A 20064-nucleotide genomic window follows, 5' to 3' on the forward strand; every position below is an offset into this window, starting at 1 on the left:
ACAGGGTACGCGGTCGGCAGGCGGCGGTCCTACTGCGCCCCGCGCACCGCCAGCCGCGTCCCCACCCGGCCCCCCAGCACATGCAGCACCAGCCCCGCCAGGACCAGCCCGGCTCCCAGCAGCTTGAGCGCGGGGAAGGCTTCCCGGTAGAAGACGGCGCTCGCCAGCATCCCGAACACGGGCACCAGCAGCGAGAGGGGCGCGATTCGGGCTGCCCCATGCCGCTGAATCAGCCAGCTCCAGACCCCGAAGCCCAGCACGGTATTGCCCAGCCCCATAAACAGGACGGCGGCCCAAAACGTGATCCCCGAACCCGTCAGCGTGCCCACCACCGCGTCCCAGCCTTCGGTCAGCACGGCCAGCCCCGCGAGCGGCAGCGGCGCGATCAGGCTGCTCCAGACCACCAGCGCGAACACGTTGGCCCCGCCCGACGCCCGTACCAGCAGGTTGCTGATCGCCCATCCCAGCGCCGCCACCAGCGTGAGCCCCAGCCCGATCAGCGTCACGTCCCCGCCCGAGGCCGTCCCGATGACCGCCATTCCCCCAAAGGCCAGCACCATCCCCAGCATCTGCGGCGGCGTGATGCGTTCGCCCAGAAAGCGGTCGGCAAGGAGAGCCGTGAAAAACGCCTGCGTCTGCATCAAGAGCGACGCCACCCCCGCGCTCATGCCGAGTTGCACGGCGAGATACAGCAGCCCAAACTGCACCACCCCCACCGCGAGGCCGTAGCCCCACAGAATTCGCGCAGAGAGGCGCGGGCGCGGCACGAACAGCACCGCCGGAAACGCCGCCACCGCGAAGCGCAGCGCGGCGACCAGCAGCGGCGACGCGTCCGAGACCGACCACTTGATCACCACGAAGTTCACTCCCCAGATGAAGGTGATCAGCAGGGCCAGGAGCAGGCTGCGGGCGGGTAGGGGAGAGGGGGCAGGGGGCATCGGCTCCGGAGTGTACGGCGCGGGGAAACCGGGGACGCCGAATCTCGCCAATCTTGTCCCCGGTTCTGCATCTTCTTGCATAAACGCGTATACTTACTCGCCATGACGCTGGACGCCCCTGCCCGCCTGATCCCCGCCACGTTGCCCACCCCGGTGATGGCCGGGCGCGACTTTCTGAGCAATCTGGATATGACGCCGGGGGAACTGCGTGCGGTGCTGGACACCGCCCACTCCATGCGCCGGGGCGAGTGGCGGGACGTGAAGCCGCTCGCGGGCCTCAGCCTCGCGCTGATCTTCGAAAAGGCCAGTCTGCGCACCCGTACCACCTTCGACGTGGGCATGTACCAGCTCGGCGGGCACGCGATCACCCTCAGCAACCAGGAGATCGGCCTGGGCACCCGCGAACGCGTGAGCGACGTGGCCCGCAACCTCGAACGGTGGGTGGACGGGGTGATGGGGCGGGTGTACCTCCAGCAGACGCTTCAGGAACTCGCCGACCACGCGGCCATCCCCGTTATCAACGGCCTCAGTGACATGCTGCACCCTGCGCAACTGCTGGCCGACTACCAGACCATCGAGCAGGAGTTCGGCACCGACCTGCGCGGGCGGCGGGTGGTGTATATCGGCGACGGCAACAACCTCGCCAACAGCCACATCCACCTCGGTGTCCTGACGGGTACGGACGTCACCATCGTGACCCCGGTGGGCTACGAGCCGAACGCGGGCGTGTTGATGGACGCGGTCAAGGCGGGCGTGCAGGTCACCCTGACGAACGACCTCGCCGCCATCGAGGGCGCCGATGTGCTGTACACCGACGTGTGGATCAGCATGGGCCAGGAGGCGGAGGCCGATATCCGCCGCCGCGCCTTCCGGGGCTACCAGGTCACGCCCGCGATGCTGGAGACCATCGCCCCGCACGGCATCTTCCTACACTGCCTTCCCGCCCACTACGGCGAGGAGACGGTACCCGAGGCGACCGAGCATCCCAAGAGCCGCGTCTTTGACCAGGCCGAGAACCGCCTGCACGCGCAAAAGGCGCTGCTCTACCACGTCATGGGCGAGATGAAGCCGCGCTGGTGAGAGAATCGGGCGCATGAACGACGTGGAATGGCTCGACCTCGTGAACGAGCGCGACGAGGTGATCGGGAGCGTGACCCGCGACGAGGCGTGGGCGCGGCGCCTCCCCGTGCGGGGCGTCAACGCCTTTCTCGTCAACTCGCACGGCGAGCTGTGGATTCCGCGCCGGACGCTGACCAAGCGGGTGTTCCCTGGCTGCCTCGACATGAGTGTCGGCGGCCATGTGGAGCGTGGCGAGAGCTATGAGGCCGCTTTTCGACGCGAAACCCAGGAGGAGCTGAATCTGGACGTGAACGCGGTGGCCTGGCGGGAGATCGGCGCCTTTACCCCGCAGGACGCAGGCCTGAACATCTTCATGCGGGTCTACGAACTCCGCACCGATGCGGCCCCCGCCTACAATCCGCACGACTTTAGCGGGGCCGAGTGGCTGACGCCCGCTGCCCTGCTCGCCCGCATCGCCGCAGGTGACCCGGCCAAGAGCGACCTCGCGCCGCTGGTGCGGCTTTGTTATGGAGACCGACTGATATGACCCCCCGCATCTTTATCGACGGCGAGGCCGGAACCACCGGCCTGCAAATCCGCGCCCGGCTGGAGGGCCGCGAGGACCTCGACCTCCTGAGGATCGACCCCGCCCGCCGCAAGGACCCCGAAGCCCGGCGCGAACTGCTGAACAGCGCCGATGTCGCCATTCTGTGCCTGCACGATGACGTGGCGCGGGAAGCCGTGACGATGATCGAGAATCCGGCCACGCGCGTGCTGGACGCCAGCAGCGCCCACCGCACGGCGGAGGGGTGGGCCTACGGCTTTCCCGAACTGACCAGGCAGAGCCGCGAGGAGATTCGCGCCGCCCGCTTGGTCAGCAACCCCGGCTGCTACGCAACGGGAGCGATCGCGCTGCTGCGCCCGCTGGCGGACGCGGGCCTGCTGCCGCCCGACTTGCCCCTCAGCGTGCAGGGCTTCTCCGGATACTCGGGCGGGGGCCGGGCGCTGGTGGACGCGCACGAGGGGCGCGGCGAGCATCCGATGGCCGGGCCATTCAAGAGCTACGCCCTCTCGCTGACCCACAAGCACCAGCCCGAGATGGCGCGGCACGGTGGCCTGACCCAGCCGCCCCTCTTCACCCCCCACGTCGGCGGCTGGCGGCAGGGGATGCTGGTCCAGATTCCGCTGCACCTGAGACCGCTGGGTGTGACGGCGGCGCAGCTTCACGAGGCGCTGACCGACCACTACGCCGGTGAACGTTTCGTCCGGGTGATGCCCTTTGAGCACGGCCAGCCCGCTGAAGCCATCCTCGATCCCCAGGTGCTCAACGGCACGAACGAGCTGGAATTGTTCGTCTACGCCAGCCCCGGGGGGGACCATGCCCTGCTCGTCTCGCGGCTGGACAACCTCGGCAAAGGCGCGAGCGGCGCGGCGGTGCAGAACCTCGACGTGATGCTGGGATTGGAGGGGGCGGGGCACAGTTACGGGGTACCGGAGGGGGTCTGACCATCAGTCCTCCGCCAGATGTGACGTGACCTGAATCTCCCCGTAGCTCGCCTCCTGCTCCACGCTGAAGGCCCCCTCCTTCACGCCCTCCAGCAGCGCGGCGAAGTAGGTCGTGCGCTCGCCCCAGTCCTGGGCCGGAATGCCCCGGAAGGTGAAGGTCCGCAGCCGCACCCCGAAGGCCCGCAGTGCCCCCAGCGCGTCCGCCAGCGTGAGGCGCTCACGCGAGAGCAGCGGCACCTCGACCTGCCGCACGGCGTTCTGCGCGGCCTTCACCAGCCGGGCGAGGCTGCGGGCAGGCTGCGCGGGACGCTCGCGGCGGGGCAGGTTGAGGGGCACCGGGCGGGCCGGAATCAGCCCCTCGCGCTCGCGGCGGCGGGCCGCCAGAAAGCCCACCAGCGCGTCGAGTTCCGCCAGCGCCTCGACCCCTTCCACGAGATCGTCCAGCGGGTCCGTGTCCCACTCGCCCTCGGGGGAGGGGTCCGGCTCGGGGGCAGGCAGCAACAGCCGCGCCTTGAGCGCGATCACGCCCGCCAGCGCGGGGAGTGCCTCCGGGTGTCCCTCGACCCCCTGTGCCCGCGCCCAGCCCAGCACCTCGCGGGTGAGGTGCAAGAGGCCCACCTCGCCCGGCTCGACCCGGCCCGTTCGCAAGGCCGAAGCCAGCTCCGCTAGGCTGCCCTCAAAACTTGGGAGCCGCACCACGAAGCTGGCGGGAAAGGGCGGAGCGAGGGTAGTCACGTTCCTACCGAGACTTCAGGAAGCCGACCTTCTCGCGCACTTCCTCCATAACGGGCTGTGCGATGGCGCGGGCTTCTTTCGCTCCCTGCTCCAGCGCGTCGCGCACGAGGTCGGGGTCGGCGCGGAGGTCGGCGGCCCGCGCTTGCAGCGGCTCCAGCTCGCGCCGCATCCCCTCCATTAGCATCTTCTTGCAGTCCACGCAGCCGATTCCGGCGGTGCGGCAGCCTGCGTACACCGTCTCGATAGTGGGCAGGTCGGAAAAGAGCTTGTGGTAGTCCCCGATCAGGCACTTGTCGGGGTCGCCGGGGTCGGTGCGCCGCACGCGGGCGGGGTCGGTGGGGGCCACCCGCACCTTCTGCCAGATGGAATCGAGGGGTTCGAGAATGCCCAGGGTACTCGTCTCGCCCTTGCTCTTGCCCATCTTGCCGTGGCCGTCCACACCCGGAATCCGCAGAGCGTCCTTGGCGTACACGGCCTTGGGCTCGGGGAACGTCTCGCCGTAGGCGTGGTTGAACTTGCGGGCGATCTCGCGGGTCAGCTCGATGTGCTGGGTCTGGTCCTCGCCCACCGGCACGGTGTCGGCCTTGTACAGCAGGATGTCGGCGGCCATCAGCACCGGGTACATCAGCAGGCCCGCCGGAACGCTCTCCAGTTGCTCGGACTTGTCCTTGTACTGGGTCATGCGCTCCAGCTCGCCCACCGGGGTCAGCGCCGTGAAGACCCAGCTCAGCTCGTGGTGCTCGGGCACCTGCGACTGCACGAAAAAGGTGACCTTGGCTGGGTCGAGGCCCGCCGCGAAGGTGGCGACCGCCATCTCGAAGGTGCGCTCGGCGAGCCGGGCGGGGTCGTAGGCGGCGGGGTTGGTGATGGCGTGCAGGTCCACCACGCAGTAGATGGAGTTCTTGCCGTACTCCTCGCCCAGCCGCACATAGTTCTTCATGGCCCCGAAGTAGTTGCCGATGTGGGGGTCCCCGGTCGGCTGGATTCCTGAAAACACGCGCGGCATATCGGGAGGGATTCTAGCGGGCAGACACCGGGAGCCGCCTGCGCTGTCTGGCGGACCATGAGGAAAGGGGCGGCCCCCTGTTCGGAAGCCGCCCCGGTTGCTGTGGGTGCGAGGAATTACTCGGTGGCCGGTGCCCCACTCTCGGCGGGGGCGTCCGTCTGCGCTTCGCCCCCAGCTTCGGCGGCGTTGTCGGCAGGTGCAGCCGCGTCCTCCGCCCCGGCGTCCTCGCCCTGAGCGGCCCCTTCCTCGCTCCCCGCAGCCTGCCCGGCGGGCGCCTGACCCGGGGCGGGCGCGGCGGCGGCCACACGCTTCTCCTGCGCGTCCAGCACGGCCTGGAGGTTGTTCTTGGGCTTCAGCTTGGCGACCTCCTCGCTCAGGAACTTCTGCCCGGCCTCCGAGCGCTTGGTCGCCAGCACCTGCTCGCGAATCTGGTCGCGGACCTCGGCCAGCGGCTGCACGACGGCGGGCTTCAGGCCGGTCGCGTAGGCGACCACGTAGCGGTCACCCACCTTGACCACGTCGCTGACGCGGCCTTCCCCGGCAGCCTTGAGGTTCTCGGCCCCGAAGACGGCGGCCTCGACTTCCTCGCCCAGGGTGCCGCTGCCCGCGCTGACCTCGCCGCGCTCGGAGACGGTGCCGCCCGCACGGGCCGCCGCCTGAACGGGGTCGCCGCCCGCGAAGCTCTGGCGGAAGGCGGTGGCCTTGGCCTGATCGGGGAAGCTGACTTCCGCGACGGCAGCGCTTGCCGGGGTCTCGAACTGCGAGCGGTTCTGGGTGTAGTACGCCTGAATCTCGGCGTCCGTGACCTTCACGTCGCGCCCGCCGTAGGCGACCAGCCCGGCGGCCTGCTCCTGACGGGTGCCCGTCATGGGGAGCTTCAGGCTCTGTGCGACCTGCGGGGCGGCGTAGGCCTGAATCAATTGCTCGGTGATCTGCGGCTTGAGCAGGCTGTTGACGAGTTGCCCGGCCTGCTCGGCGGGAACCTGTCCCAGCAGCGAGGTGAACTGCTCGTTCTGCACGACCTGTTCCACGACCGCCGAGTAAGGAATCTCCTGCCCGGCCACAGCCGCGACCGTGGGGTTCTCGGTCTTCCAGTTGGGGTCGCTGACGTCCACCTTGATGTTCTTCTCGATGCCGCTGAACCACTCCTCGACGGCGCGGTTCTTCTTCTGCTCGGCCACCGTCTTCTGGGCGTCGGCCTTGGCCTGCTCGAAGGGCTTGACAGTGGGCGCGAGGTACTCCTCGACCTGCACGAGGTAGAACTTGCCGCCGCTCTCCACCACGTCGGTCACGCCGCCTTCGGTGAGAGCGAAGGCCGCCGCACCGACCTCGCTGGGCAGCGCGACCTGCGCGACCGGGCGGGGCTGGCCGTTCTCGAGGGGACCCAGGGCGCCGCCCCGGTCCGCGAACTGGGTGCTGTTCTTGCTCGCCAGCGCGTCGAAGTCGGCCCCCCCGCGAATCTGGCGCAGCAGGTCCTCGGCCTTGGCCTTGTCGTTCACCACGATCTGGCGGCCCACGATGCGGGCGTCGGTCTGGTAGCTCTCCGGGTTCAGGTCGTAGTGCAGCCGCACCTCGGCGTCCGAAGGAGCGGGGGCCGCCCCCTTGATCTCCTCGACCTTGCGGTTCACGGCAAGCTGGTCGCGCATCTGTGCCCGGAACTGCGAGTCGGTCAGCCCGGCCTGTTGCAGGGCGTCAGTCCAGGCCTTGTTGTCGGTCAGGCCGTTGGATTCGCGGATCTTGTCCACCTCGGCGTTCACGTCCGCGCGGCTCACGTCGATGTCCCCGGCGGCCTGCCGCAGCGCGACCTGCCGGGCCTGCTGCGCGACCACGTAGGTCTTGAAGTCGTCGGCCAGCACCCCGCTCTGGGCACTCGACAGCACCGGGTTGCTCTGGCGCAGCGCCTCGAGCTCCTGCACGGTCACCGTCTGGCCGTTGACGGTCATGGCCGGGGTTCCCTTATCGCCGCCGCCGAACAGCGAGCCCAGGTTGGGCGTGAACTGGTAGGCCATGCCGATCACCAGCAGCAGCGCGAGCACGCCCAGAAAGATGTTGAGGGCCTTTTTGTTCTTCACTTGATCTCCTTGTGGGAAGGTGCTAGGTTACCTGGGCTATGCACTCGTAGCTCAGGTGGATAGAGCGTTGGCCTCCGGAGCCAAAGGCCACAGGTTCGAGTCCTGTCGAGTGCGCCACCCCTGCCCAGCACCCTGCGGGCACCCAGACGCCACCCCGCGGGGTGGTGTTTTTGTTGTAACCCGGCCCGGTTAATCCGGCGGGAGAAGGCGGAGGTCCGGAAACGCACGCGGGCGAGTCTAGCATGTTTGACTAAGGTCGCATGAAGCCGAAAACGTCGGTGTGGGCGACGTTTTTCCGCTGCCTCTCATGCCCGGTGTACCCTGGGGACATGGACCTGCTTTCTCTGCTGACCCGCCTGCCCGGCGCCTACGCCGGACCCACCCAGCCCGAGCCCGGCCCCCACGGCCTGATCGGGGTGGGGGAGGGCGCCCTCGCCGCGCACCTCGCGGCTGGCCTGATTCCCGGCAGCCTGACCCGCGCGGGCACGCAGTTTGTCGTGTCCAGCGCCGACGCCGCCGATGCCGCCCGCGACTACGCCGACCTCGCGGAGGTGGCGGGGGCCGGGGTGCGCCGGGTCAGCACCGGGGGCGTCCCCGACGATGTGGACGTGCTCGTGCCGGGCGGCCTGCCCGCGACCTACCACGCGGCCCAGTACCTCGCCCACGCCTCCGGCCACGCGCAGGAGGCCGCCGAGGCGGAGGCCCTGCTCGCCACGCTGCGCGACCAGTGCGCCCCGGAGGTCACGGAGGGCAATCCCGCCCGCGACCTCGCGTGGTCGCTGTGGGGCCGCACGCCCCTGCTGCTCGCCGCCCCCGACGCTGAGGCGCTGCCGCACGCCTGGCAGTCGCTGCTCGCGCGGGTGGGCAAGACGCTCGCCGTGCCCGTGCTGGGCGATCCCCTCGCGGTGGCGACCGGGGCTTTCGAGGCCCAGCATGAGAAGGGCGACGCCAAGGTGGCCCTGATTCTGGGCGACCCGGATCCGACCCTGCACATCGTGCGCGAGGTGCTGGAGTCGCGCATTGACGAGGTGCTGCACGTGCCCTTTCCACAGGGTGAGGGCGGTGCTCCGCCCAGCGGGTACGCGGGCAGCCTCGCCCTGTGGTACTTCGGGGCCTGGGTGTCGGCCTACCTCGCCGAGCGCTACGGCGTCCAGCCCGCCGACCCGCCCGTCCTCGCCCGCGCCCAGTCGGTGCTGGCCGGGGAGGAAGACCCCACGGCCCTCTCGCTGGGTCGCCCGGAGGAGGTGCGCCGCACCCACGTGGAGGACGACGAGGACTTTGCGGACGGGTTCGGCGACGAGGATGAGCTGGACGAGGAGTAACAGCGTGAGCAGACAGAGGGACGGGGCACTGGAGAAGCCTCGTCCCCTGGTCAGTCGTCGGCGGCGGCGAGTTCCGCTGGAGCAGGGGCCGCCGCCGACGACGGCCCGGTCAGGCCCAGCAGGTGGTGTACAGCGGCGCTCCACCCTTCGTCATCCAGCACCCGGTAGAGGTGTGCCCACTGCCAGCGGCGGTAGGCGTCGGCGGCCTCGGCCATTCGCGCCTCGTCCGTGGCGGGTTGGAGGTGCCGGGCGGTGAGGCTGCCCTCCAGCTCGCCCAGCGTCTTGGGGCCAAGGGCGAAGGCGACCCGGCCTCCGGTCAGCCACGTCCGCAGGCTGGCCTCGTCGGGAAGGGCGTAAAGGATCAGCTCGCCGCCGGGATGCCCCTCGCCAGCCCGCACCAGCGTCAACCCCGGCACCTGACCCGCGAGGTAGGCCGCGACCGGGCCGTCCGCGTAGGCACTCGCCCCGGTGCGTAAGTGGTTCATCGCCTCGCGGGGGTCCAGGCGGGGCACTGGGGCAACGCCGGGACCGCCGTCAAGCCCCAGCCGTGTGGGGGTCCGCAGCGCCTGTCCCTGCCACTCCAGCCGGGTGCGCCCGCGCCACTCGTCTTGCGAGAGGTGCGTGGCGAGGTCGTGTTCGCCGTCGGCCGCCCGCGTCTCCCCGTGCTTGATGCCGCGCAGGCCTCCCGCCTGGAATTGCAGGCTGGTGCCGCGCCCACCCACCAGCCGCGTGCCCGACAGGGGCGAGCGCACGTGCCACAAGGGCGGCGTGTGCCCGGTCCCGAAGGGTTCGAGGGCCGCCGCCTGCTGCGCGAGTTCCGGGGTCGCGGCCAGGGGGGGCAACGGCGCGTCCAGCCGCCACGCGGGGACCGGACGGGGAAACTGGCGCACGTAGCCGTGTACCCGGTCGCGCAGCGCCGCGAAGTTCGTCTCGTCCAGCGAGAACCCCGCCGCGCCGGGGTGCCCCCCGAAGCGCCTCAGCAGGTCCCGGCTGCGCCGCAGGCCCTCCACCGCGCTGATCCCCGGTGTGGACCGCACCGAGCCCTTGCCCTGCGCGACGATGTACACCGGGCGGTAAAAGGCTTCCACCAGTTTGCTCGCCACGATGCCCATCACGCCCGCGTGCCAGCCGGGGTGCGTGAGCACCAGCGCGGGGTCGGCGGGGTCGGCGAGCGCGAGGGCCTCGGCGTACATCCGGTCTTGCAGCACCCGGCGCTCGCCGTTGCGCGACTCCAGATAGGTCGCCAGCGTCTGCGCCTGGTGCTCGCTCTCGGTGGTCAGCAATTCCAGCGCGAGGTCCGCTTCCCCCAGCCGCCCCGCCGCGTTCAGCAGCGGCGCGAGCAAAAAGGCCACGTCGCGGGCACTGGGCCGCTCGACCTTCTTGGCCTGAAGCATGGCCCGCAGCCCCGGCAGCACCGTGTGCGCCAGTTCCTCCAGGCCGCGCCGCACCAGCGCCCGGTTTTCCCCGACGAGGGGGGCCACGTCCGCCACCGTCCCCAGGGCCGCCAGCGCCGCGAGGGGGGTGGGCGCGGGGAGGCCCAGTGCCTCCTGCACCGCCCACAGCAGGTGGTAGGCCACGCCCGCCCCGGTCAGGTTGTGAACCTCCGGGTCGTAGTCCGCCGTCTCGTGCGGGTGGACGACCAAGGTGGCGGGGTAATCCTCGCCGGGCGCGTGGTGGTCGGTCACGATGACCTCCACGCCCAGCGCGAGCAGCGCCCGCACCTCCTCCAGATTGGTGACCCCGCAGTCCACCGTGACCAGCAGGTCGCAGGCGGCAGCGTGTTCCTCCACCCGGTCCGGGTGAATGCCGTAGCCCTCGTTGAGGCGGTGCGGGATAAAGCCGTGGACCTCTGCTCCCAGCGCCCGCAGGCCGCGCACCAGGATGGCGGTGGCGGTCACGCCGTCGGCGTCGTAATCGCCGTGGATGCGAATGCGCTTCTTGGCCCGCACCGCCGCGATCAGCCGCCGCGCGGCCTCGCGCAGGGCCGGGTTAGGGGTCAGTGCCAGCGCCGGGTCCAGCCGGGCCGGGGTCAGGCCGCGCCCGTACAGCACCTGCGCGAGGGGGGGTGACACACCCCAGGTGCGCATGGTCTCCAGCAGGGCGCCCCGGCTCGGGGGTGGGGCCAGCAGCCAGCGGGCCTCGGGCGGGGCCGGGGCCGGGCGGCTCACGCGTCCTCCGGGACGGCGACCGGGGGCGCCGTGCCCAGCCGGGCTTGCAGGGCGGCCGTCAGGCGGTGTTCGAGCAGTGCCCGCTCGCGCCGTCCCCGCCGCAGTCGCCAGCCTGCCTGCCACAGCGGGGGGAGCAGCAGCAGGGCCATATAGCCCGCGCCCAGCGCCGCAAACAGCACGACCGCACTCCCCAGGGGCAGCAGCGCCTCGCCGCGGCCCAGTGGCAGCGGCAATCGCACCGGCACCGGATTTTCCAGCGCGACGAGCAGCAGGTACCCTCCCAGCGCGAGCAGCAGCAGCACCTGAACCAACTGCATGAGTCGCATACCCCCAAAGTCTACCGCGCCGCCGTGCCACACAGCAGGAACGAAAAGAGGTCCCCCGCAGGGGACCCCGTGAGCGGACGCTGGCTTCAGAAGTAGAACTTCAGACCGGCGCGGACGGCGGGCACGAAGCCGCGCTGGTCGGTCGCCGCGTTGTTGTTCTGCACCGAGCCGGTGCCGTTGCTGCTCAGGTAGTAGCGGCCATTGCCTTCCACAAAGGCGGCGATGGAATCGGTTACCTGGAAGTCCACGCCGACGATTCCGTTGACGTAGGTGTCGGTCGCGTTGGTGTTGGTGTTGCCACGCGCGGTGCTGCTCGTCAGGCCCAGACCCACGCCCGCGTAGGGCTGGATGTTGGTGCCCGTGTTCAGGCCGACCGTGGCGTTCACGTCCGCCGAGATGGCGTTGCGACCGGGCTTGTAGTCGGCCGAGACGCGGGCGCCGAAGGGACCGATCAGCGAGGTGGTGCCCACCACGCCGCCGAAGCTGGCGCAGTAGTTGACGGGATTGCCCTCCGCGTTGGGGACGTAGCAGGGCGTCTGGCCCGCCGTGCTCGCGCCCACGAAGACGCCCGCGTACAGGTCGCCGCGCGTGACGCCGTTGGTGGTGCCGCTCGGCGTCTCGCCGATGATGACGGTGCTGGGGGGCGTCACGATGGTCGTGGTGCCGCCGGTGGTGGGAGGAGTGGTGGTCGTGGTGGCCGCGCGGGCTTCCAGGGCCGCGATGCGGGCTTCGAGCGCCGCCGTGTTGGCCGCCGCGCCCGCAGGGCCAGCGGGGCCTGCCGGACCAGCCGGACCCTGGGGACCGGCGGGGATGTTGCGGATCGCCGTTTCCAGCGCGTCAATGCGGGCGGTCAGGGCCGCCGTGTCGGCGCCAGCGGTCCCGGCGGTGCCCAGCGCATTGATGCGCTCTTCCAGCGCGGCGATGCGGGCCTGCTGCTCAGCGTTGAGGCGCTCGAGGTCCGTCACGCGGGTGCTGATGGCGGCCAGTTCGGTGGCGACCTCCTGCATCCCGGCCGTGATGGTGGCGAGGTCACTCTGGCTGAGGGTGGCGTTGCTCAGGGCGCCGGTCTGGAGCAGGCGGTAGAAGATCAGCGCCGCTTCGTAGCGGGTGATGTTCTGGTTGCCGCGGAAGGTCCCGTCCGGGTAGCCCTGAAGCAGCCCACGCTGCACGAGCAGGTCCACCGCGTCCTTGGCCCAGTGCCCGGCGGGCACGTCGGTAAAGGTCGTGACCTGGGCCGGGGTGGCCGTGGTCGTCGCCGGGGTCTGGGTGGTCTGCGTCGTCTGGGTCTGCGTGGTGGTCGTCTGGGCGTTGGCGGCACCCAGGGCCAGGGCCAGGGTCGAAGCGAGGGTCAGGGACTTGCGCATAGTTCTCCTTTGAAACGCGGGAAAGCGGCTGGTCCGCCCCGCTGCACGGCCTCACCGTAGGAAGACGCCGTGAGGACGCCATGAACTGTAACCCCTCCCGCCATGCATCACATGACGGTTTCTTCTCAGAAAGCTCAAGCCGGGGCCTTCCCTAAATGGCGTGTGAGAGGCGCAGCCCCCCCGATGAGGAATCTGACGCGCCTCTCAGAGACGACGCTGCCCGGCCACCTCGCCCCGCTGGCCCCACGCCCCTGTCCCGCCGGGAGGCTCCCTATACTGCCGCGCATGAGTCAGATTCACCTGCGGGCAGAGCCGGGCGACGTGGCGGAGTACGTGCTGCTCCCCGGCGATCCGGGCCGGGCACGGCGCATCGCCGAGACGTATCTGGAAGGCGCCCGCCTGTACACCGAGCACCGCCAACTGCTGGGCTTCACCGGCACCTACCGGGGCGTGCGCGTCAGCGTGCAGACGACCGGGATGGGCTGCCCCAGCGCGGCCATCGTCGCGGAGGAACTCGCGCGGCTGGGGGCCAAGACGCTGATCCGGGTCGGCACCCTGGGCGGCGCGACCCCGCGCGTGCAGCCCGCCGATCTGGTGGTCGCCACGGCGGCCGTGCCCAACGACGGCACCACCCGGCAGATGCTGGGCGGGTCGCCCTACGCCCCCGCCGCCAGCTTCGAGGTCGTGGAGGCGGCGGTCGCCTCGGCCCGTGCCCTGGGGGTGCCGCACCACGCGGGGCTGATCATGACGGAGGACGCCTTTTACGCCAGCACGCCCGAACACGCCCGGTTGTGGGCCTCGCGCGGGGTGCTGGGCTTCGAGATGGAGGCGAGCGCGGTCTTTCTGGTCGCGGCGCAGCATGGCCTGCGGGCGGGCTGCCTGACCGCGTGCAGCAACGACATCGGGGACCCGCAGCTCGTGCCCGACGAGGTGCTGGCGCAGGGGGTTGACCGGATGGTGCGGGTGGCGCTGGACGCGGTGGTGCGGCTGGCCGGGGCCGAAGGCCGCTGACCCCGGCCGCCGGGCGTGGCAGGATGAACCCATGACGATGCTCGACGAGATTGAGTTCAACCATATCCAGCTCGACCAGCACGGCCCGCTCGCGGTGCTGACCGTCAACCGCCCGAAGGCGCTCAACGCGCTGAACGCCGATACCCTGGCCGAGATCAGCGCCGCCCTCGACGCGGTGGTGGACGTGCCCGAGATCGGCGCCCTGATCGTGACCGGGGGCGGCGACCGGGCGTTCGTGGCGGGGGCCGACATCAGCGAGCTGGCCGAACTGGAGGACGTGTACCAGGGCCGCGAACTGGCCCTCGCCGGGCAGGACGTGATGCAGACGGTGGCGAACCTGCCCATCCCGACCATCGCCGCCGTGAACGGCTTCGCGCTGGGCGGGGGGCTGGAACTCGCGCTGGCCTGCGACGTGCGGGTGGCCTCGCCGGGTGCGAAGTTGGGCCTGCCCGAAGTGTCGCTGGGCCTGATTCCCGGCTTCGGGGGCACCCAGCGCCTCGCCCGTCTTGTCGGGGCGGGTCCGGCCCTCGACCTGATGCTGACCGGGCGGCAGATGGCCGCGGAGGAGGCCCTGCGCCTGGGGCTGGTGAACTACGTCGCGGACGATCCCCTGCAAAAGGCCCGCGAGGTCGCCGAGCAGATGGTGCGGCACGCGCCCATCGCGCTCTCGCTCGTCAAGGAAGCGGTGCGCCGGGGGCTGGACACCTCGCTGGAGGCGGGGCTGGAGATCGAGGCCGACCTCTTCGGAATGCTGGTGGCGACCAAGGACTTCCGCGAGGGCACGTCCGCCTTCCTGGCCAAGCGCAAGCCGGAGTTCCAGGGTGAGTGAGCCCCGGACGCCGCCTGAACCGGAACGCTCCGGCCAGGAGCGGCTGGGGCATGGCACGGGCGACTCCAAGTTCACCCTCAGCGTGGCGGGTGGGCACCTTCAGGACGTGGAGGGCCGCCACAGCGAGGGGACGCCGGACGTCCCGCCCCCCCCACCCGCCGACGTTCCGGCCGACGGGCGCGTCGTCGAGTTCACCACCCCCCGCGCCAAGCTGATCGCGGAGGCGCACGGGGCGATCCACGCCGACCTCCAGGCGTACCCCCGTGCCCTGGCCGCCTACGAGGCCCTGCGCGGCGACCCCGAGGCGCTGGCCCACTGGGACATGGCGAACTACGTCACCATGCGCAAGCTGGGCTACAACGACCACGGGCGGGTCCATTCCTTTATCACGGGCGCGGCCAGCATGGCCTTGACCGAGCTGCTGCTGGAAGCCGGGGTGCGCCCGGACATCATGGAGTCGGGCGTGGGTGACGCCGACGACGTGTTTCTGGCGGTGATTCTGGGCACCATGCTCCACGACATCGGCAACCAGATTCACCGGGTCGGCCACGAGGCGCACGGGGTCGCGCTCGCGCTGCCCATCCTCGACCGCATCCTGGGACCGATCTACCCCGACCCCTTCAAGCGGACCAAGGTGCGCTCCTTTATCCTGGGGGCCATCAACTGCCACGACCTCAACCCGGTGCCCTTGACGTTGGAGGGCGGCATCACGGCGGTCGCGGACGGCACCGACATCACCAAGGGGCGCGGGCGCAAGGCCTTTGCGCTGGGCAGCGTGGACATCCACTCCATCAGTGCGCTGGCGGTGGACCAGGTCGTGATCGAGCGCGGGCGCGACAAGCCGGTGCTCATCAACGTGACCATGAACAACTCCGGCGGCATCTTTCAGGTCGAGGAGGTGCTGGCGCCCAAGGTGATCCGCACCCCCATGAGCCGTTACGTGGAGCTGCGGGCGACCACCCGCGCGGAGGGCGACGAGCAGATTCTGCGCCGGGTACGGCTCGACGGCGACCACTTCGTGATGGACCTGGAGGGCGGTGAGCAGGTGGTCACCCCGGTGGTGGACCGCCGGGGACAGGTGGCGCAGGCGGTGGCCGAGGTGCTGGACGCGGGCACGCGGGGACCTTAACCGTTTCCCCGCCCCCACATTCCCGGCCCGGTCCCCGCCGCTACACTGACCGCGTGACGAGGGGTTACGCCATCGCCGTTTCTGCCGCCGCCTTGCTGGGCGGCGCACTCGCTGTGGGCCTCGCCGCCGGGGACACCGGCCGCCTCGCGCCGGGGCTGGTCGTGGGCAGTGTGCCCGTCGGTGGCCTGACCCCCGCCGAGGCGCGCGCCCGGCTGACCGGGCAGCCGCTGGCCGTCCCGCAGGTGACCGTGCAGGCCGGGAAGAAGACCTGGACCGTTCCCGCCACCCGCCTGGGCTGGCAGGCGGACCCGGCGGCGAGCGTGGCGGCGGCGGTGCGGGCGTCCCAGGACCGCGACCTGTGGCAGAAGGTGCGCGGGATGGTCGGCCAGGCGGCCACCCAGACGCTTCCTCTGGTGACGCGGGTGGACGAGGCCAGGGCGCGGGCGGCCCTGGAAGCCCTGACCCGCGACCTCGCCACCACTCCGAAGAACGCGGCGATCTTCTTTGACAAAACCACCCGCCGCTACGCCCTGAGGCCCGACCAGTCGGGGCGCCGTCCCAACGCGGCGGCGGCGGCCCGCTCGTTTGCCGCCGAGCCCTCCCAGACGCGCCTCTCGCTGCCGGTCACCGAGTGGCCCGCCGAGCACACGGCCGCCGAATTGCGCCCCCACGTCGAGCGCGGCAACCGCCTGATGCGGCCGCTGACCGTGAAGTTGCAGGGGACCGACCGCACCGGGGTGCTGACGGCCCTCCAGGTCGCGGACCTCTACTGGGTGCGCGTCAGCGGCATCGAACCCGACGAGAAGACCATTCGCGCCGCCTTCGACCGCCTGACGGACGCGGTGGACCGCCCCGCGCAGAACGCCCGTTTCCGGCTGGAGGGCGGCAAGCTGGTGAAGGTGAAGGAGGAAGCGGGCCGCGTCACCGACCGGCAGGCCGCGCTCGCTGCCTTCCGAAAGGCTGTGCTCGACCCGGCTCAGGCGTCGGTGGTGTTCGCGTCCAAGGCCAGCCGCCCCAGCCTGAAGCTGGCCGAGCTGCCCATTCCCGATCAGCTCGAACTGATCGCCTCGGGGACCAGCACCTACCACGGCAGCAGCGCCGAGCGCCGGACCAATGTGGCGGTGGCCGCCGCGAACATCCACGGGTACGTGGTCCCGAAGGGGGGCGAGTTCAGCTTCCTGTCGGCGCTGGGCAGCATCACGCCGGACAACGGCTTTGTCGGCGGCCTGATCATCAGCGGGGGCCGCACGGTGGAGGGCCTGGGCGGGGGCGTGTGCCAGGTGTCCACGACCGCCTTCCGGGCGCTGTATCAGGCGGGCCTGCCCGTCTTGGAGCGGCACCAGCACTCCTACCGGGTGGGTTACTACGAGCCGGAGGTGGGCTTCGAGGCCGCCGTGTACGACCCCGGCCTCGACCTGCGGCTGAAAAACGACACGGGCGGTCCCCTCTTCATCAAGACGGTCAACGACGACGCCAAGAGCCGCCTGGAGGTGCAGGTGTGGGGCATCAAGCCGGAGCGCACGGTCACGGTCCGCCCCGCCGTCATCCACCGCTACACGCCGCACCCGCCCGCGCAGTACGTGGTCAACCCTGCCCTCGGCCCCGGTGCCGTGCGGCAGGTGGACTGGGCCAAGGACGGCTACGACCTCTCCATCACCCGGACCATCAAGGAGAAAAAGGGCACCCGCACCGACCAGACCAAGACGAGCTACAAGCCGTGGCGGGCGGTGTACGAGGTGGGGCCGAGGTAGGGGAGGCCCCTACAGCCCTTCCCAGAACGCTCGCAGGTCCGGCGCGAGTGGCGCCTCTGCCGCGAACTGCGTGCCGCCCCAAGGAAAGGCGATGCGGGCCGCGTGCAGCGCCTGCCGAGGCAGCAGCAGCCGCCCGGTCAGCTCGGGCGTCTGTCCCTGCTCCATGAAGTCGAGGAACGCCTGCGGGTCGCGCCCATAGATCTTGTCGCCCACCATTGGCAGCCCGAGGTGCGCGAGGTGGGCACGAATCTGGTGTAGCCGCCCGGAGCGCGGGTATGCCTCCAGCAGCGTAAAGCCGCCCCGGCGCTCCATCACCCGGAAATCGGTCATGGCGGGCTTGCCACCGGGCACGACCGCCTGCCGGATCACGATGCGGTTGGCGCCCCCCAGCCCCAGGTCCCCCAGCGGGGCATCGAGCGTGGTCCGCTCCCACTCCGGCGTGCCGTGGACGATGGTCTGGTACGTCTTGCCGACCAGATGTTCCTTGAACAGGGTGAAAAAGCGCCGCGCCGCGTCCGCGTCCCGCGAGAGCAGTTGGGTGCCGCTGGTCTCGCGGTCGAGGCGGTGCGGGGGCGCGAGGTCCGGCTCGCCCGTCTCGGCCCGCATGAAGCCCAGCACGTCGGGCACATCCACCCGCGCCCGCACCGGATGGGTCAGCCACAGCGCGGGCTTATGGATGACGTAGAAGTCGGGGTGCTCGACCAACACGCGCGGCTTCTCGGTGGGGGGGAGGAGGGGGGCGCGGACCGCCGGGCCGTTCACGGTCAGACCTCCCACACCGAGCGGTAGGGCCGCCCGCGCAGCCGCTGAGACAGGTCCACCGCCCGCTCCACCGTGCGGGTCAGCCGCTCCACGAGCCACTCGCCCGGTACGCCGTCCTCTGCCCAGTCGGCCCCAGTCGTGTACACGAAGTGCGGATTGACCACGCAGCGAAAATCGGTCATCAGCCCGAACGCGAAGGCCCCGTGGCTGAGGTATCCATGCGCGAGGCCGCCCGACACCAGAAAGGTCACGGGTTGGTCGAACCACGCCCCGTGCAGCCCCCGCTCGGGGTCGGTGCTGCCCGTCAGTTCGACCAATGCCTTGGCGCCCGACCCCAGCCCCCAGTTGTAGACGGGGACGGCCAGGAAAACACCGTCCGCCTCCCGAATGGCGCGGTGGTAGACCTCGGCATGGGGGTGGGCGTAGCAGGTGTCGTTGTCGAAGGGGGGCAGCGGCGTCTCGCGCAGGTCGAGCAGGGTCACCTCGTGCCCCTCCGCCCGGAGCTGCTCCGCCGCCAGCCCCGCCATCCAGCGGCTGCGGCTCTGGGGGTCGAGGCTGGTGGAGAGGACCGCGAACTTCACGCCCGGCAGGCTAGCAGAGGGGCGGGAGCCTCGCGGGGAAGCGGGTCGGGTACGCTGCGGGCTGGAGGTCCCCCTGATGGTGTCCCGTCTTCGCGCCGTGCCCGTTCACGTCCGCCTGTCGTGGCTGTTGCCGCTGGCCTTTGTGCTGGCCGCGCTGGCCCTGGCCGTTACGTCACCGGACGAACCACGCGCCCGCTTCGCGCACCTTGCCCTCGTGGACGCCACGCTCAGCACGGCGCTGGTCGTCCTTTTGCTCACGCCCGTCGCTCAGCGGAACTGGCATGCTTTCCTCGGCGTGGGCCTGCGGGGCGTCGCGCTCACGGCGCTCGTCTTTCCAGAAGTGCGGGCGTACCTGTGGCTGGACCTGATGGGCCTCGCAGTGGGGGGCGTGCTGGTGGGGCGCGGGTGGCGGCTGCCGTTGCCGGAGGGGTACAGCGAACTCGATGACTTAGAGCGCCTCTACGCCTTGTGTGGTCGGCTGAGCCGCACCCCCAGACTCACCCGCCTTCCCCTCTACGACCTGCTGCTGTTCCGGCACCTGTTCGTGCGCCCGCGTCTGCCGGAAGGCCAGCACTTCGGCACCCGGCGCGGGGCGACGACCGGGGCCACCTTGACCCTGCTGGTCTTTGGGAGCGCGGTAGAGGGGTTACTCGCGCACGTCCTGCTGGAGCGGTGGAATCCCACGGCCGCGTGGGTCTGGACTGGACTGAACGTGGCGGGCTTGCTGTGGCTGCTCGCCTACGGGCGTGCGCTGGCGACCCGGCCTGTCACGGTGGGACGGCGACGCCTCTACCTTCGCTCCGGCCTGCACTGGACGGGAAGCACGGCGTTGGCAAATCTGGAGGAGGCCGCGCCCTACGGTGCCGGAGAGGATGCGGACGCGCTCTGCATCGCCATCGACGTGCGGCCGAACGTGACCCTCCGCTTCACGGAACCCGTGCGGCTCTACGGCGTTTACCTCACCGAGCGCGAGGTGCGGCAAGTAACCCTGCATCTGGACGACCCAGCCGCGTTCCTGAGGGCGCTGAACCGTTAGGCCAGCCCCAGCCCCGCCCGAACCTGCTCCTCGTTCGCGTCGGCCCCGACCAGCACGCGCTCGACCTGCCCACCGGGATCCGTCACCAGCAGGGTGGGGAAGACCCGCACCCCGTAGGCCCGGCGCAGCGATCCCTCCCGGTCGAGCAGCAGCGAGCCGCCGTAGACCTGTTCGGGCACCTCGCCCCGCCGGGCGTCCACCACCCGCAGGTCGAGGCCGCTTGCCGCCGCCAGCCGACCGATAAAGAGGTCGATGCCGTCGCACGGGGCGCACCCCTCGCTCTTGAAGTACAGCAGCGATCGCCGGGTCAGCCCCAGCGCGGGCGGCGGCGGGACCGTCTGCCCGGCCTTCGCGGTGGAGCGGGTCAGCAGGTGGCCGAGGGCGCGGCCCAGGAACGGGGGAAGCCGCAGCCGAATCTGCCGGGGGGGAGTGGACATGGTGCCGGGGAGTACGGGCCGGGCGGGGCCGG

The 20064-nt window shown here is 70.9% G+C and carries 19 protein-coding genes and 1 tRNA gene; 10 read left to right on the forward strand and 10 right to left on the reverse strand.

Features of this window, described 5'->3' with window-relative positions:
* Positions 1 to 29 precede the first annotated feature (29 nt).
* Positions 30 to 938: an EamA family transporter gene (locus L1280_RS14310; protein WP_253582970.1), complete on the reverse strand. Its 909-nt coding sequence runs from the start codon at positions 936 to 938 to the stop codon at positions 30 to 32.
* Positions 939 to 1040: 102 nt separating this feature from the next.
* On the opposite strand from L1280_RS14310, the gene argF reads away from it, so the two are divergent.
* From argF to argC, 3 genes are read left to right on the forward strand one after another with little or no spacing between them, the layout of a single operon-like run.
* Positions 1041 to 2018: an ornithine carbamoyltransferase gene (gene argF / locus L1280_RS14315; protein ID WP_253582973.1), complete on the forward strand. Its 978-nt coding sequence runs from the start codon at positions 1041 to 1043 to the stop codon at positions 2016 to 2018.
* A gap of 13 nt (positions 2019 to 2031) precedes the next feature.
* A complete protein-coding gene (locus L1280_RS14320; RefSeq protein WP_256488367.1) occupies positions 2032 to 2544 on the forward strand; it encodes an NUDIX domain-containing protein in 513 nt (170 codons plus the stop codon).
* Complete coding sequence (gene argC, locus L1280_RS14325; protein ID WP_253582974.1) at positions 2541 to 3503, forward strand: N-acetyl-gamma-glutamyl-phosphate reductase; 963 nt, start codon at positions 2541 to 2543, stop codon at positions 3501 to 3503. The genes L1280_RS14320 and argC overlap by 4 nt, the downstream gene beginning before the upstream one ends.
* Before the next feature lie 3 nt (positions 3504 to 3506).
* Here argC and L1280_RS14330 read toward each other — a convergent pair whose 3' ends face one another.
* The 3 genes from L1280_RS14330 to L1280_RS14340 all read right to left on the reverse strand — a co-directional run bounded on the left by L1280_RS14330 (position 3507) and on the right by L1280_RS14340 (position 7316).
* Complete coding sequence (locus tag L1280_RS14330; RefSeq protein ID WP_253582975.1) at positions 3507 to 4238, reverse strand: segregation/condensation protein A; 732 nt, start codon at positions 4236 to 4238, stop codon at positions 3507 to 3509.
* A 4-nt stretch (positions 4239 to 4242) separates the two neighbouring features.
* A complete protein-coding gene (gene trpS / locus L1280_RS14335) occupies positions 4243 to 5244 on the reverse strand; it encodes a tryptophan--tRNA ligase (protein ID WP_253582976.1) in 1002 nt (333 codons plus the stop codon).
* Between the two features lie 116 nt (positions 5245 to 5360).
* Positions 5361 to 7316: a peptidyl-prolyl cis-trans isomerase gene (locus L1280_RS14340; RefSeq protein ID WP_253582977.1), complete on the reverse strand. Its 1956-nt coding sequence runs from the start codon at positions 7314 to 7316 to the stop codon at positions 5361 to 5363.
* A gap of 40 nt (positions 7317 to 7356) precedes the next feature.
* Between L1280_RS14340 and L1280_RS14345 the strand changes: the two genes are divergently transcribed.
* Positions 7357 to 7433 (forward strand) — tRNA-Arg (locus tag L1280_RS14345).
* A gap of 212 nt (positions 7434 to 7645) precedes the next feature.
* Complete coding sequence (locus L1280_RS14350) at positions 7646 to 8638, forward strand: SIS domain-containing protein (protein WP_253582978.1); 993 nt, start codon at positions 7646 to 7648, stop codon at positions 8636 to 8638.
* A gap of 50 nt (positions 8639 to 8688) precedes the next feature.
* On the opposite strand, the gene L1280_RS14355 is transcribed toward L1280_RS14350, so the two are convergent.
* The 3 genes from L1280_RS14355 to L1280_RS14365 all read right to left on the reverse strand — a co-directional run bounded on the left by L1280_RS14355 (position 8689) and on the right by L1280_RS14365 (position 12496).
* Positions 8689 to 10725, reverse strand: coding sequence for a DHH family phosphoesterase (locus tag L1280_RS14355; protein ID WP_256488378.1), 2037 nt, complete (start codon positions 10723 to 10725; stop codon positions 8689 to 8691).
* A gap of 77 nt (positions 10726 to 10802) precedes the next feature.
* The gene (locus L1280_RS14360; protein ID WP_253582980.1) at positions 10803 to 11132 is read right to left on the reverse strand and encodes a hypothetical protein; all 330 of its coding nucleotides are present in this window, start codon (positions 11130 to 11132) and stop codon (positions 10803 to 10805) included.
* 86 nt (positions 11133 to 11218) lie between these two features.
* Positions 11219 to 12496, reverse strand: a complete 1278-nt coding sequence (locus tag L1280_RS14365) for an S-layer homology domain-containing protein (RefSeq protein ID WP_253582981.1) — start codon at positions 12494 to 12496, stop codon at positions 11219 to 11221.
* 285 nt (positions 12497 to 12781) lie between these two features.
* On the opposite strand from L1280_RS14365, the gene L1280_RS14370 reads away from it, so the two are divergent.
* From L1280_RS14370 to L1280_RS14385, 4 genes are read left to right on the forward strand one after another with little or no spacing between them, the layout of a single operon-like run.
* Positions 12782 to 13507, forward strand: a complete 726-nt coding sequence (locus tag L1280_RS14370) for a purine-nucleoside phosphorylase (RefSeq protein WP_253582983.1) — start codon at positions 12782 to 12784, stop codon at positions 13505 to 13507.
* A 31-nt stretch (positions 13508 to 13538) separates the two neighbouring features.
* Entirely contained in the window at positions 13539 to 14336 is a 798-nt protein-coding gene (locus tag L1280_RS14375; protein WP_253582984.1) for an enoyl-CoA hydratase-related protein, read from the forward strand.
* 43 nt (positions 14337 to 14379) lie between these two features.
* Positions 14380 to 15465 carry a phosphohydrolase gene (locus tag L1280_RS14380; protein ID WP_253583059.1) on the forward strand — a complete coding sequence of 362 codons (1086 nt, stop codon included), beginning with the start codon at positions 14380 to 14382 and terminating at the stop codon, positions 15463 to 15465.
* Positions 15466 to 15518: 53 nt separating this feature from the next.
* The gene (locus L1280_RS14385) at positions 15519 to 17216 is read left to right on the forward strand and encodes a VanW family protein (protein WP_253582986.1); all 1698 of its coding nucleotides are present in this window, start codon (positions 15519 to 15521) and stop codon (positions 17214 to 17216) included.
* Positions 17217 to 17225: 9 nt separating this feature from the next.
* On the opposite strand, the gene L1280_RS14390 is transcribed toward L1280_RS14385, so the two are convergent.
* Together L1280_RS14390 and L1280_RS14395 are read right to left on the reverse strand one after the other, a co-directional pair.
* Positions 17226 to 17978 (reverse strand): pseudouridine synthase, encoded by a 753-nt coding sequence (locus L1280_RS14390; RefSeq protein WP_253582987.1) that lies wholly within the window; start codon positions 17976 to 17978, stop codon positions 17226 to 17228.
* Positions 17979 to 17980: 2 nt separating this feature from the next.
* A complete protein-coding gene (locus L1280_RS14395; RefSeq protein ID WP_253582988.1) occupies positions 17981 to 18559 on the reverse strand; it encodes an NAD(P)H-dependent oxidoreductase in 579 nt (192 codons plus the stop codon).
* Between the two features lie 76 nt (positions 18560 to 18635).
* Here L1280_RS14395 and L1280_RS14400 point away from each other — a divergent pair, with 76 nt between their 5' ends.
* Entirely contained in the window at positions 18636 to 19595 is a 960-nt protein-coding gene (locus tag L1280_RS14400) for a hypothetical protein (RefSeq protein ID WP_253582989.1), read from the forward strand.
* Here L1280_RS14400 and L1280_RS14405 read toward each other — a convergent pair.
* On the reverse strand, positions 19592 to 20032 hold the full coding sequence (locus L1280_RS14405) for a thioredoxin family protein (protein WP_253582990.1): 441 nt from the start codon (positions 20030 to 20032) through the stop codon (positions 19592 to 19594). The two genes, L1280_RS14400 and L1280_RS14405, sit on opposite strands and share 4 nt — an antisense overlap.
* Between the last annotated feature and the right edge of the window lie 32 nt (positions 20033 to 20064).

Origin of the sequence: Deinococcus sp. HSC-46F16 (genome assembly GCF_024171495.1) — a bacterium.
GTDB lineage: Bacteria > Deinococcota > Deinococci > Deinococcales > Deinococcaceae > Deinococcus.

Bases quoted from the DNA above. Each gene is read 5' to 3' on its own strand.
- argF (WP_253582973.1), top strand. From the start codon at position 1,041: ATGACGCTGGACGCCCCTGCCCGCCTGATCCCCGCCACGTTGCCCACC.
- L1280_RS14360 (WP_253582980.1), bottom strand. From the start codon at position 11,132: ATGCGACTCATGCAGTTGGTTCAGGTGCTGCTGCTGCTCGCGCTGGGA.
- L1280_RS14375 (WP_253582984.1), top strand. From the start codon at position 13,539: ATGACGATGCTCGACGAGATTGAGTTCAACCATATCCAGCTCGACCAG.
- L1280_RS14365 (WP_253582981.1), bottom strand. From the start codon at position 12,496: ATGCGCAAGTCCCTGACCCTCGCTTCGACCCTGGCCCTGGCCCTGGGT.
- L1280_RS14320 (WP_256488367.1), top strand. From the start codon at position 2,032: ATGAACGACGTGGAATGGCTCGACCTCGTGAACGAGCGCGACGAGGTG.
- L1280_RS14370 (WP_253582983.1), top strand. From the start codon at position 12,782: ATGAGTCAGATTCACCTGCGGGCAGAGCCGGGCGACGTGGCGGAGTAC.
- argC (WP_253582974.1), top strand. From the start codon at position 2,541: ATGACCCCCCGCATCTTTATCGACGGCGAGGCCGGAACCACCGGCCTG.
- L1280_RS14400 (WP_253582989.1), top strand. From the start codon at position 18,636: ATGGTGTCCCGTCTTCGCGCCGTGCCCGTTCACGTCCGCCTGTCGTGG.
- trpS (WP_253582976.1), bottom strand. From the start codon at position 5,244: ATGCCGCGCGTGTTTTCAGGAATCCAGCCGACCGGGGACCCCCACATC.
- L1280_RS14405 (WP_253582990.1), bottom strand. From the start codon at position 20,032: ATGTCCACTCCCCCCCGGCAGATTCGGCTGCGGCTTCCCCCGTTCCTG.
- L1280_RS14310 (WP_253582970.1), bottom strand. From the start codon at position 938: ATGCCCCCTGCCCCCTCTCCCCTACCCGCCCGCAGCCTGCTCCTGGCC.
- L1280_RS14355 (WP_256488378.1), bottom strand. From the start codon at position 10,725: ATGCGCACCTGGGGTGTGTCACCCCCCCTCGCGCAGGTGCTGTACGGG.
- L1280_RS14350 (WP_253582978.1), top strand. From the start codon at position 7,646: ATGGACCTGCTTTCTCTGCTGACCCGCCTGCCCGGCGCCTACGCCGGA.